This is a genomic window from Streptomyces sp. NPDC001880 (assembly GCF_053594575.1).
On sequence record NZ_JBSFET010000129.1, the window covers coordinates 1 to 12,130 of the forward strand.

At 70.4% G+C, this 12,130-nt stretch carries 12 protein-coding genes; 6 read left to right on the top strand and 6 right to left on the bottom strand.

Features of this window, described 5'->3' with window-relative positions:
- Positions 1-97: 97 nt before the first annotated feature.
- Complete coding sequence (locus ACWCQ6_RS33265) at positions 98-736, bottom strand: DUF6758 family protein (protein ID WP_451095622.1); 639 nt, start codon at positions 734-736, stop codon at positions 98-100.
- Positions 737-891: 155 nt separating this feature from the next.
- Here ACWCQ6_RS33265 and ACWCQ6_RS33270 point away from each other — a divergent pair, with 155 nt between their 5' ends.
- Complete coding sequence (locus ACWCQ6_RS33270; protein WP_451095624.1) at positions 892-2,124, top strand: MFS transporter; 1,233 nt, start codon at positions 892-894, stop codon at positions 2,122-2,124.
- Positions 2,125-2,444: 320 nt separating this feature from the next.
- On the opposite strand, the gene ACWCQ6_RS33275 is transcribed toward ACWCQ6_RS33270, so the two are convergent.
- On the bottom strand, positions 2,445-3,080 hold the full coding sequence (locus tag ACWCQ6_RS33275; protein ID WP_451095626.1) for a suppressor of fused domain protein: 636 nt from the start codon (positions 3,078-3,080) through the stop codon (positions 2,445-2,447).
- 407 nt (positions 3,081-3,487) lie between these two features.
- Here ACWCQ6_RS33275 and ACWCQ6_RS33280 point away from each other — a divergent pair, with 407 nt between their 5' ends.
- Together ACWCQ6_RS33280 and ACWCQ6_RS33285 are read left to right on the top strand one after the other, a co-directional pair.
- Positions 3,488-4,603, top strand: a complete 1,116-nt coding sequence (locus tag ACWCQ6_RS33280; RefSeq protein ID WP_451095628.1) for a magnesium and cobalt transport protein CorA — start codon at positions 3,488-3,490, stop codon at positions 4,601-4,603.
- Between the two features lie 37 nt (positions 4,604-4,640).
- Entirely contained in the window at positions 4,641-5,162 is a 522-nt protein-coding gene (locus ACWCQ6_RS33285; RefSeq protein ID WP_451095630.1) for a hypothetical protein, read from the top strand.
- Positions 5,163-5,184: 22 nt separating this feature from the next.
- Here the strand turns inward: ACWCQ6_RS33285 and ACWCQ6_RS33290 are convergent, their stop codons facing one another.
- Entirely contained in the window at positions 5,185-5,946 is a 762-nt protein-coding gene (locus ACWCQ6_RS33290; protein WP_451095632.1) for a hypothetical protein, read from the bottom strand.
- Between the two features lie 203 nt (positions 5,947-6,149).
- On the opposite strand from ACWCQ6_RS33290, the gene ACWCQ6_RS33295 reads away from it, so the two are divergent.
- From ACWCQ6_RS33295 to ACWCQ6_RS33305, 3 genes are all read left to right on the top strand, one after another.
- Positions 6,150-7,424, top strand: coding sequence for a magnesium transporter MgtE N-terminal domain-containing protein (locus ACWCQ6_RS33295; RefSeq protein WP_451095634.1), 1,275 nt, complete (start codon positions 6,150-6,152; stop codon positions 7,422-7,424).
- Positions 7,414-7,971 carry a DUF1003 domain-containing protein gene (locus tag ACWCQ6_RS33300; RefSeq protein ID WP_451095636.1) on the top strand — a complete coding sequence of 186 codons (558 nt, stop codon included), beginning with the start codon at positions 7,414-7,416 and terminating at the stop codon, positions 7,969-7,971. Before ACWCQ6_RS33295 ends, ACWCQ6_RS33300 begins: the two co-directional genes overlap by 11 nt.
- Positions 7,972-8,068: 97 nt before the next feature.
- On the top strand, positions 8,069-9,202 hold the full coding sequence (locus ACWCQ6_RS33305) for an Mrp/NBP35 family ATP-binding protein (protein WP_451095639.1): 1,134 nt from the start codon (positions 8,069-8,071) through the stop codon (positions 9,200-9,202).
- A gap of 81 nt (positions 9,203-9,283) precedes the next feature.
- On the opposite strand, the gene ACWCQ6_RS33310 is transcribed toward ACWCQ6_RS33305, so the two are convergent.
- The 3 genes from ACWCQ6_RS33310 to ACWCQ6_RS33320 all read right to left on the bottom strand — a co-directional run bounded on the left by ACWCQ6_RS33310 (position 9,284) and on the right by ACWCQ6_RS33320 (position 12,117).
- Positions 9,284-9,943 carry a hypothetical protein gene (locus tag ACWCQ6_RS33310; protein ID WP_451095641.1) on the bottom strand — a complete coding sequence of 220 codons (660 nt, stop codon included), beginning with the start codon at positions 9,941-9,943 and terminating at the stop codon, positions 9,284-9,286.
- Between the two features lie 120 nt (positions 9,944-10,063).
- Positions 10,064-10,537, bottom strand: coding sequence for a sec-independent translocase (locus ACWCQ6_RS33315; protein WP_451095643.1), 474 nt, complete (start codon positions 10,535-10,537; stop codon positions 10,064-10,066).
- Between the two features lie 98 nt (positions 10,538-10,635).
- On the bottom strand, positions 10,636-12,117 hold the full coding sequence (locus tag ACWCQ6_RS33320; protein ID WP_451095645.1) for a S1C family serine protease: 1,482 nt from the start codon (positions 12,115-12,117) through the stop codon (positions 10,636-10,638).
- Positions 12,118-12,130 lie beyond the last annotated feature (13 nt).

The window sequence follows — 12,130 nt, forward strand, 5'->3', positions numbered from 1 at the left end:
CACCCGTCGTCCTCGCGGCCCTCCAGGCTCGAGTCCTCACCCAAACCAGCGAGCCCTGCAACAAGATCAAGACGACGTGTTAATGATCTGCAAGCTCTTAGGCGAGCAGTCGCGGGGTGAGCGCCCCGCACGGTACGAGGTCCATCTCCCCCCCGGCCTCGCGCAGATCGGCGAGCACCAGTTCGTCGTACATCAGCAGCCCGGACTGCTCGGGCCAGACGATCGCCCAGAGCCAGAGCCCGCGCGCCTCGCCGGCGAAGACCGCCCGGTCCTCGGGGACCCCCTTGACGTTCCACAGCGGGGTGGGCCGGCCGGCGGCGAGCATCTTGACGTCCGGCGGGCCGTCGACGTCCAGACAGGGGCCGGGGTCGGGGCCGTCGATCCCGGCGTAGCGCGCGCCGAGTCCGACGCCGAGCTCCTCGGTGACGAGCAGCAGCTCACCGATGCCGCCGACGGGGCCGGGGCCGGAGCAGGCCACCACGGTGGCCCGGCCGCCACTGCGGTCGTCGCCCGCGCTCGCCACTCCCGTGAACAGCCAGCCGACCGGCAACGGCCAGGGCATCCACACCGGGACCTCCGCCCGGCGCACCACCGCCCCGAGCGCTTCGACGCTTGGCGGAATCACCGGCTGCAGCGGTTGCACGCTGCCGTGCACCTCGCACTGCCAGGTATCGGCGAACAGACCGGGCGCTCTGACCCGGCCTCCGCACTTCGGGCAACTGGGTTCGCCCCTCATAGCGACCAACGGTCCTCCAGGACCGTCGCCGCGTCAAGGAAGATCACTCCTCCGCAGGGCGGCCCCCACGTGCAGAGATAGGTGTAGCTTGCACTTATTAGAGTGTCTAACTTATTCTATGTATGTCGCAACGATCTAGTGGAGCGAGGAGACTCATGCGGGGAGAGGATCCGTTCGATCAGGGCGCGAGCAGCATCCTGCGCCAGCCGAAGGCCGTCTGGGCCACGGCGGGCGCCTCTGTTGTCGCGTTCATGGGAATCGGCCTGGTGGACCCGATTCTGCCGTCCATCGCCAAGGGCCTGGAGGCGACGCCGAGCCAGGTGTCCCTGCTCTTCACGTCGTACTTCCTGATCACCGCCGTGGCGATGCTCGTCACCGGCTTCGTCTCCAGCCGGATCGGCGGCCGCAAGACGCTCCTGGCCGGCCTCGCGCTCGTCGTCGTCTTCGCCGCGCTCTCCGGCACCTCGTCGTCCGTCGGCGAACTCGTCGTATTCCGGGCCGGCTGGGGGCTCGGCAACGCGCTCTTCGTGTCGACCGCACTCGCCGTGATCGTCGGCGCGGCGGCCGGCGGCAGTTCCTCGGCGATCCTGCTCTACGAGTCGGCGCTCGGCCTGGGCATGGCCTGCGGGCCCCTGGTCGGCGCCCTGCTCGGTGACGCCAGCTGGCGCTACCCCTTCTTCGGCACGGCCGCGCTGATGGCGATCGGCTTCATCTGCATCACGGCGTTCCTGAAGGAACAGCCCAGGCCCGCCCGGAAGACCTCGCTGCTCGACCCGGTCAAGGCGCTCGGTCACGGCGGTCTGGCCTCGGTCGCCACCTCCGCGTTCTTCTACAACTACGCGTTCTTCACGATCCTGGCGTTCACCCCGTTCGTGCTGAACATGACGCCGTACAAGTCGGGCGCGGTGTTCTTCGCCTGGGGTCTGCTGCTCGCGGTCTTCTCGGTGCTCGTCGCCCCGCGGCTCCAGAAGCGCTTCGGCTCGCTGAAGGTGCTCGGCGCCTCGCTGGTGCTGCTCGCCGTCGACCTGCTGATCCTGGGCTACGGCAACCACACCGCCGCCATCGTCTGCACGATCGTCTCCGGCGCCTTCATCGGCATGAACAACACCGTCTACACGGAGCTGGCGCTCGGCGTGTCGGACGCGCCGCGCCCGGTGGCGAGCGCGGGCTACAACTTCGTCCGCTGGTTCGCCGCGGCCGCCGCCCCGTACCTCGCGCCGAAGATCGAGGAGTGGAGCAACATCCACATCCCGTTCGTGGTCGCCGCGGTCACCGCCGTGGCCGGTGCGGCCGTCATCTGGATCCGGCGTGCGGCGCTGACCCACGAGGCGGTGGAGCTGAAGCCGAAGCACGCCACCGAGGACAGCGTCACGGTCTTCGCCGACTGACCCCTTCGCCCGCCCCGGCACCGCCCCGCCCGCGGCTCTCCCTCCTGGCCGCGCGGCGGGGCCTTCCGTGTGCCCGGCCGGCGCACTGCTCGGTACGCCGGCGCATCCCTGTACGCCTCGGAGGCTGTCGGGTGACCTCCGACCGGGCGGCCACGCCCTGGTGCGCGCGCTTCCCGCGTCGTCGTCGGTCGACGACGCTCCTTCCCCCGGCTCTCGGCTCCGCTCGACCAGGGGAGACCCCATCCGTCTCCCTCCTCCGCCTTGGAATCGCACGCGCCGGACCGCACACGCTTTCCGGTCCGAGGTCACCCGACAGCCTCTCAGTCGAGCGCCACGGAGCCGCGCAGCGGATCACGCAGGTCCGTACCGTGCGAGAGCCACCGCTCCTGGAGCTCCTGCGCCCCCCTGACCCGCTTCCACGCGGCCTCGTTGGGCGTCATCGGCAGCAATGGCAGGAACCGCACCGGCTCCATGGGCCCGCCCGTCTCCCGACCGCCGCCCCCCACCGAGCCGCTGCGCGGCGCAGGCTCTCCCAGCTCCAGGTCCTCCACCAGGCCGCCCGGCTCGGCGACCAGTACGGAGCTGAACGGTGCCCCGGGCCACAGCGGTCCGCCGACGTCCAGCGAGGCTCCAGGTGCCACGATCACCCCCTCGACCTGCGGGGAGGCGGCGAGCACGGCGAGCGGGCGCAGTACCTTGTCGGTGTCGGCGAGTCCGGCGCGCACGGAGAGGATCAGTTCGGCGCGCGGGCCCTTCACCGGGTCCACCAGGGCCGCGGTCGGGTCGGCCATCGGCTGGGCCGACATGCCGAGGGTGGCGTAGCGCACCACATCGCCGTCGACGAAGCGCAGCACCTCGATCCGGTCCGTACCGAGAAACGTCACTGCCGCGCGCGCGTCCGGTTCGCCGAGGGCCGTCAGTAGCCGGGCCTCGACAAGAGCAAGAATTTCTCCCATCCAGCGAGCATAGGTCGCGTATGGAACGGGCAAAGTAAGGGATTGGCCGTCAGTCGGCTGATAGTCTTGGCCGCTGGTCGGGGCAGCACGCAGAAGCGTCGCTCTCAGCCCCGACGACACGTCATCCCCCAAGGGGGACCGGCTGGAGGAGGTGGGGCTGCAATGGACCGAAGTCGATCGTGCAGTACCAACCGCTCTTCCGTACTCCACCTTTCCTGGTGATCTGAAGCCTCCAGGTCGAGGCCCATGGCTTTGCGCACGACGGAAGAGCACTCCGTTTTTGCCTGTCTGTAGCGAACGCCGTCATCGCGCCGCCGCGGTGCCGCCCGCTTTGCGGACGTGAGCACACGTCCCCATTCCGGGCTGTTCCACGTGCCCGACGACGGCCCTCCGTGAAGGAGTCAGCCATGTCGATGATCCGTGACCTGCGCGCCGCCGTGCGCCCGTCCCTGCGCAAGAGCAACGCCCTGCACAACAGTTACGACACCACCCGTGACCCCTCCGCCTCCAGCGCGGTCGTCGACTGCGCGGTCTACCGCGACGGGCGGCGCCTGGAGAGCGGCACCTGCCGCACGCCGCACGAGGCGATGCTCCAGGTACGCGAGGAGGGCGGCTTCGCCTGGATCGGCCTGCACGAGCCGACCGAGGAGGAATTCGCCGGTATCGCCCGGGAGTTCGGACTGCACCCGCTCGCCGTCGAGGACGCCGTCCACGCCCACCAGCGGCCGAAGCTGGAGCGGTACGACGACACGCTGTTCACCGTCTTCAAGACCATCCACTACGTCGAGCACACCGAGCTCACCGCCACCAGCGAGGTGGTCGAGACCGGCGAGGTGATGTGCTTCACCGGCCGGGACTTCGTCATCACCGTGCGGCACGGCGGCCACGGCTCGCTGCGCGCGCTTCGGCACCGCCTGCAGGACGACCCCGAGCTGCTCGCCAAGGGCCCCTCGGCGGTCCTGCACTCCATCGCCGACCATGTCGTCGACGGCTACATCGCGGTGGCCGGCGCCGTCCAGGACGACATCGACGAGGTGGAGATCGAGGTCTTCTCCACCCCGGCGAAGGGCAGCCCGCGCGGCTCGGAAGCGGGCCGGATCTATCAGCTGAAGCGCGAGGTACTGGAGTTCAAGCGGGCGGTGTCCCCGCTGCTGCGGCCGATGCAGCTGCTGAGCGAGCGGCCCATGCGACTGATCGACCCCGACATCCAGAAGTACTTCCGTGACGTCGCCGACCACCTGGCACGGGTGCACGAGGAGGTCGTCGGCTTCGACGAGCTGCTGAACTCGATCCTCCAGGCCAATCTGGCCCAGGCGACCGTCGCGCAGAACGAGGACATGCGCAAGATCACGTCCTGGGCGGCCATCGTCGCCGTACCGACGATGATCTGCGGCGTCTACGGCATGAACTTCGAGCACATGCCCGAGCTGGGCTGGCGGTACGGCTATCCGATGGTGCTGGGCGTCATCGGGGTGGTCTGCTTCTCCATCCACCGCATCCTCAAGCGCAACGGCTGGCTCTGAAACACCGTCCCCCGGCCGGTCCAATAGAGTTCGGGGCATGACTGCTGCTGCCGCTGACGTGCCGCTGGGCCGGGCCCTCGTCGAGGAGGCCACCAAGAAGTCGGGCCTCATCTGGGTGCGGGGCACCGGTCCCGCACGGGCGCTGTGGCACGTATGGCACGAGGGTGCGGCGCATCTCGTCGGGGACGGTCCCGGCGAGCAGCCGCTCCCGGCCGGGCTCACCGACGGATCCGCCGCCGAGGTGACCGTGCGCAGCAAGGACAAGGGCGGCCGGCTGGTCGCCTGGACGGCCGCCGTGACGGAACTCGCCCCGAACTCCGAGGAGTGGGAGGCCGCCGTCGCCGAGCTCAAGGGCAAGCGGCTGAACGCACCGGACGCCGAGCAGATGACGGAGCGCTGGGCGCGCGAGTGCCGGGTGCTGCGGCTGACGCCCGGCGAGTTCCGTACGGAGCTGCCCGACGGCTCCCTGGCCGCGGCGCCGCTGCCGACGTCCGCGACCACGCGCCGGCCGGTGCCCGCAGGGCTGCCGCGACTGCTGAAGCAGGGGCGCAAGGGCTGACCGGGGGCGGCGCGGCCCACTGTCAGGACGATGTCTTGGGCAGCTGCTTCCCGTAGTCGACCGTGTCCGCCCGCGTCGGGGCCTCCAGCGCGAAGTCCTTGCCCCAGTCCGACAAGGTGACGGTCCCCCCGCCACCGCCGCGCGCGAAACGCAGCGGATAGGGCTTGCCCTCCAGCGAGACATCGAGCGTGCCGCCCTCGCCCTTGCCGCCCATGATCTGGACGGTCCGGGTCTCGCCGATGGTCTTCCGGTCCCCCTTGTTGAGGGTGCCGTGCAGTGTGAGCATCCCGTCGAGCAGGGTCTTCTTGTCCGTGAAGCCGCGCAGTTGCTTGTACGTGGGGTCGTCCTGGGGCACCTTCACGTACTTGTTCTGGAGCTTGTCCGCGGCCGCGCCGCCCGCCCCGCCGTCGGCGCCGGGCTCCTCCTCGTGGCTCCAGAACCCGGAGTCCGCCTTCAGATAGAGCTCGTCACCGATCCGCAGCAGCTCGAAGGTGCTGTCCTTGGAGGCGACGGAGCCGGTGCCACCGTTCTCCTTGAGCTGCATGTTGAGCTTGTAGGTGCCGCCCTTGCTCACCAGCGTCCCGGCGAGGCGCACCGCGTCGGCGGCGTCCGCCGCGCGCTGTGCCTTCTTCTCGATCTCCGTGGCGTTCAGCTTGCCGACGCCGTTGGTCCCCTGGTCCGGGTCCTCGCCGCACGCCGTGAGGGCTGCGGCCAGGACCGCACAGAGCAGGGCGGCGAGGGCGGTCCGGCGTCGGGCCCGGACGGGCGGAACGGAAGAGGTCACGGGCGCACTGCCTCTCATCTGCATCGCGGGGGTGGCAGACGGCAGCGTACCTGTGCCGTTCACGCCTCCCGGCAGGGAGCCGTACGGACGGCTCCACCGGGGCAAGCCGGAGCGGTACGGGCTAGCCTGATCCCGTCATAAAGGTTGATTGACTGCCAAACAGACCAGCCGGAGAAGTCGTACACGGAAGAAGGAGGCGCAGGATGGTGGCAGGCGCCCCCCGGGTGTTCGTCTCCCATCTCGCCGGCGTACCGGTCTTCGACCCCAACGGCGACCAGGTGGGCCGCGTCCGCGACCTGGTCGCGATGCTCCGGGTCGGCGGCAGGCCGCCCCGGCTGCTCGGGCTCGTCGTCGAGGTGCTCAGCCGACGCCGGATCTTCCTCCCGATGACCCGGGTCACCGGGATCGAGTCCGGCCAGGTCATCACCACCGGCGTGGTCAACATGCGGCGCTTCGAACAGCGGCCCACCGAGCGCCTGGTGCTCGGCGAATTCCTCGACCGCCGGGTCCGCCTCGTGGAGACCGGTGAGGAGGTCACCGTCCTCGACGTCTCCGTCCAGCAGCTCCCGGCCCGCCGCGACTGGGAGATCGACAAGTACTTCGTACGCAAGGGCAAGGGCGGGGCGCTGCGCCGCAAGGGCGAGACCCTGACGGTCGAGTGGTCGGCGGTCAGCGGGTTCTCGCTGGAGGAGGTCGGGCAGGGCGCCGAGACCCTGGTCGCCACGTTCGAGCGGCTGCGCCCGACGGACGTGGCCAACGCGCTGCACCACCTCTCGCCGAAGCGGCGGGCCGAGGTCGCCGCCGCGCTCGACGACGACCGGCTCGCCGATGTCCTGGAGGAGCTGCCCGAGGACGACCAGGTGGAGATCATCGGCAAGCTCCAGGAGGAGCGCGCCGCCGATGTCCTGGAGGCGATGGACCCGGACGACGCGGCCGACCTGCTGTCCGAGCTGCCCGAGGAGGACAAGGAGCGGCTGCTGACGCTGATGCGGCCGGACGACGCGGCCGATGTGCGGCGCCTCATGTCGTACGAGGAGCGGACCGCGGGCGGGCTGATGACCACCGAGCCGATCATCCTGCGGCCGGACGCGACGGTCGCCGACGCGCTCGCCCGGGTCCGGCAGTCGGACCTCTCCCCGGCGCTGGCCGCCCAGGTGTACGTGTGCCGGTCGCCCGACGAGACACCGACCGGCAAGTACCTGGGCACCGTGCACTTCCAGCGGCTGCTGCGGGATCCGCCGTACGCGCTGGTCAGCTCGATCGTCGACAGCGATCTCGTCCCGCTCACACCGGACACCCCGCTGCCGGCCGTGACGAGCTATCTGGCCGCGTACAACCTGGTCTCGGCACCGGTCGTGGACGAGAGCGGATCTCTGCTCGGCGCGGTGACCGTCGACGACGTACTCGACCACCTGCTGCCCGAGGACTGGCGGGAGACGGACTTCCACAGCGAGGCGGGAGTCTCCGGTGGCGGCTGAGGAGCGCTCGAAGACGGCGCCGACGGGTGCCTCGGGCATCGCGCGCCCGCCCCGTTCCCGGCTGGACCAGCCGAAGGCCCCGCGGCGGCGGCTGCTGCCCGAATACGACCCCGAGTCGTTCGGCCGGCTCTCCGAACGGATCGCCCGATTCCTGGGCACCTGGCGCTTCATCGCCTGGATGACACTGGTCATCATCGTCTGGGTGCTGTGGAACGCCTTCGCGCCCGTGGAGTGGCGGTTCGACGGGTACCCGTTCATCTTCCTGACTCTGATGCTGTCGCTCCAGGCCTCGTACGCGGCCCCGCTGATCCTGCTCGCGCAGAACCGGCAGGCCGACCGCGACCGGGTCACCTACGAACAGGACCGCAAGCAGAACGAGCGCTCCATCGCGGACACCGAGTACCTCACGCGGGAGATCGCCTCGCTGCGGATGGGACTCGGCGAGGTCGCCACCCGCGACTGGATCCGCTCCGAACTGGAGGACCTCGTGAAGGACCTCGACGACCGGCACTCCCTGCTCCCGGCCGAGAGCGACGAAGACCACTGACCCGTTCCTACTCACGCGTAGCGGCAGGCGCCGTAACGCCCTCCCGTCGCCCACCACCACCCTCAAGGAGCGCCGCGCGCACCCGTACTATCGAGGTATGGCTACGGAAGACGCGGTGCTTGAGGCACTGGCGACAGTGAACGACCCGGAGATCCACCGTCCGATCACCGAACTCGGCATGGTGAAATCGGTCGAGATCGACGCTGACGGTGCGGTCGCTGTCACGGTCTATCTCACGGTCTCAGGCTGCCCGATGCGCGAGACGATCACCAAGAGCGTCACGGACGCGGTCGCCCGTGTCGAGGGCGTCTCGCGGGTCGACGTCACGCTCGACGTGATGAGCGACGAACAGCGCAAGGAGCTCGCCTCCTCGCTGCGCGGCGGCACGGCGGAACGCGAGGTGCCGTTCGCCAAGCCCGGCTCGCTGACCCGGGTCTACGCGGTCGCGTCCGGCAAGGGCGGCGTCGGCAAGTCGTCCGTGACAGTGAACCTCGCGGCCGCGATGGCCGCCGACGGCCTCAAGGTCGGTGTCGTGGACGCGGACATCTACGGGCACAGCGTGCCGCGGATGCTCGGCGCGGAGGGCAAGCCGACCCAGGTCGAGAACATGATCATGCCGCCGTCCTCGCACGGTGTGAAGGTCATCTCCATCGGCATGTTCACCCCGGGCAACGCCCCGGTGGTGTGGCGCGGACCGATGCTCCACCGCGCGCTCCAGCAGTTCCTCGCCGATGTGTACTGGGGCGACCTCGACGTCCTCCTGCTCGACCTGCCGCCGGGCACCGGCGACATCGCGATCTCGGTGGCGCAGCTCGTTCCGAACGCCGAGATCCTGGTCGTCACCACCCCGCAGCAGGCGGCGGCCGAGGTCGCCGAGCGGGCCGGTTCGATCGCCGTGCAGACCCACCAGAAGATCGTCGGCGTCGTCGAGAACATGTCGGGCATGCCGTGCCCGCACTGCGACGAGATGGTCGATGTGTTCGGCACCGGCGGTGGCCGGAAGGTCGCCGAGGGCCTGACGAGGACGACCGGCGCGGAGGTGCCGGTGCTCGGCTCCATCCCGATCGACGTACGGCTGCGCGAGGGCGGCGACGAGGGCAAGCCGGTCGTCCTGTCCGACCCCGATTCCCCGGCCGGCAAGGCGCTGCGCACCATCGCGGACAAGCTGGGCGGCCGTCAGCGCGGCCTGGCGGGCATGTCGCTGGGCATCACCCCGCGCAACAAGTTCTGAGACGAACGAGCGGTGACCGGCCCGGGGCCGGTCACCGCTCGGTGTTCCGCGCACGTCTGCGCGTACGCCCGCGTCTGCTTGCTACGCGTACGTCGTGACGTCGTCGATCACCGAGAACCCCAGCCCGTACGCGCTCATCCCCCGCCCGTACGCCCCGATGTGCACCTCGCCGCGGGCCGATCCCGCCAGTACCCAGCCGTATTCGGACTCGCGGTAGTGGAACGGCACCGGGACACCGTCCACCGGCAGCGACAGCACCGACCATGCGGGGCCTTCCAGGTCGTCGGCGAGTTCGAACGCCGTCTCCGTCTGCTGGTCCAGCCAGTCGTCGCGCAGCGCGTGGTCCATCTGCGGGGGCCATGTGCAGGCGAGCAGGCCGGACCCGGCCAGCCAGGCCGCGGAGGACACCGTGGTCGCGTCCAGCACCCCCGTGCCGTCACCGCTGTGCCGCACCGGGCTGCTGACCATCGACACCACGACGGCGAACCGTTGCTTCTCGGCGCCCGCGTCGGCCCGCATCGACGGTTCGTCACCGTGTCCGATGGAACCGTGCTGCACCGTGCCGTCCGCCGCGGTGCCCACCTGCATCAGCCGGCGCGGCCCGGTGAAGGCCTCGTCCAGTCCGTACCAGGGAAACGTGGCTGCCAGATAGCTGTCGACAGTACGCCGGGCCGTCGGCTTCCCCTCTGCGGTGACTGTGCCCGGCGCATCTTCCGCGCCCACCCGACTTGTCGTCTCCATCTGCCCGGCCGCCTCCTCGATCCGTTGGGTCCGGAGCGGCCCGCCCCCCAACGGGCGTACTCACAACCGGACAGATGGAGAATAGCCATACCGTCCGGACGAGCCGGGATTGGCCGGGGGTCAGGTGGCGTCGGCGTCGAACGGCGGCCGGTCGTCCTTGCTTGGCTGGTCACGCTTCTTGAGCAGGTCCGGAGCGCCGGCGGAGCCGTTGGCGGCGGTGATCGCCGAGGCGCCCGACACATCCGCGGACTCCAGGCCCCTGTTCTCCCGGCCGTTCACCGCGTCGGTGACCTCCGCCAGATCCTTGCGGAGGTCGAAGCTCTCGCGGATCTCCTTCAGCCCCAGGTCGTCTTTGCCGTCCATGAGCTGCTTGCGGACGAACGTCTTGGGGTTGAGGTCCTCGAACTCGAAGTCCTTGAACTCCGGGCCGAGCTCCGTACGGATGTCCTCCTTGGCATTCTCCGAGAACTCGCGGATCTTGCGGATGAAGCGCGAGGCGTCCTGGATAACCTTCGGCAGCTTGTCCGGGCCGAAGACCAGCACGCCCAGAATCGCGAGCGTCACCAGCTCGAGTGCGCCTATGTCATTGAACACCCTGTTGCTCCTCGTGTTCTCCGAGACCATGTCGGTCGAGGTCCGGACCCGCCCACGGTACCCGTCGAAACTGTCCGCGCGGTAGCGTCACGGGGCTGTCAGCTGCCGCTCGCCGAGCCGAGCGTCAAAGAGATGGACAGGTCTTTACCACCGCGTGCCAGCGTGAGGTCCAGGCGGTCTCCCGGGCGGTGCGCGCGGATCTTCACGATCAGCTCCTCGCCGCTGTGCACCCGCCGGCCGTCGACCTCGGTGATGATGTCACCGGGCCTGATCCCGGCCTTGGCCCCGGGCCCGCCCGGCGTCACCGCGGGCTTGCCCGCCGCGCCCTTCGAGCCGACCCTGGCGCCGTCCCCGGCGTACTCCATGTCCAGCGTGACGCCGATCACCGGGTGGGTGGCCTTCCCGGTGTTGATCAGCTCCTCGGCGACCCGCTTGCCCTGGTTGATCGGGATGGCGAAGCCGAGGCCGATGGAACCCGCCTGGCCGCCTTCCTCGGCCGAGCCGCTGCCGGCGGCGCGGATGGCGCTGTTGATGCCTATGACATGGGCGTCGGCGTCGACGAGCGGACCGCCGGAGTTGCCCGGGTTGATCGGCGCGTCGGTCTGCAGCGCGTCGACGTAGCTGATGTCGCTGCCGTCGCCCTTCTCGCCGCCCGCGGTGATCGGCCGGTCCTTGGCGCTGATGATGCCGGAGGTCACGGTGTTGGAGAGGTCGAAGGGGGCGCCGATGGCCACCACGGGGTCGCCGACCCGCACATTGTCGGAGTTGCCCAGAGGCAGCGGCTTGAGGCCGGAGACGCCGGTGACCTTGACCACGGCCAGGTCGTAGCCGCTGTCCTTGCCGACGATCTCGCCACGCGCGGTCTCCCCGCCGCTGAACGTCACGGTGATCTCGCCGCCCTGGCCGGCCGGGGCTACGACGTGGTTGTTGGTGAGGATGTGGCCGGAGCCGTCGAGGACGAAGCCGGTACCGGTGCCGGACTCGGAGGCGCCGGAGACGTGGAGGGTGACCACGCTGGGCAGGGCGCTGGCGGCGATACCGGCGACGCTGTCGGGGGCCCGGCCACCGCTGCTGCGGCCGGCCTGCGGGAGCTCGACCTGGGTGAGACCGCCGTTGCGCTCGATGTAGGCCCCGATGCCGCCGCCGATTCCGCCCGCCACCAGCGCGAGCAGCACCGCGCCGACGAGGAGGGAGCCGCGCCGGCTCTTCTTGCGGCCGGTGTCGGCCCCGAGCGGCGGGCCCGGGTTGGTGAGCGGCTGCCTGGGTGCGCCCCACGGGTCGTACTGGAGCCACTGCGTCGACGCCCTCTGGGGCTGCGACTGGGGGTGAGGCTGCTGCTGGGCCACGTGGGGCGGCGGGGTGGCGGCGGGCGATGTGGGGATGCCCGCACCGTTCGTCCCCGCGTACTGCGGGGGTACGGGGGTGCCGTGCGCCGGGGTCGGGACCGGCCGCTGTACGGGCGGTGCGGGTGCCCAGGGGCCGGGGCCGCCGTAGGGCGGGGTGCTGTACTGGTCGGGCTCGTGCAGCGGCGTCACCCGTACGCACCCGTGCTGCCGGACCTCGACCTCGGTGCGTTCCAGTACGCGGTGGTGG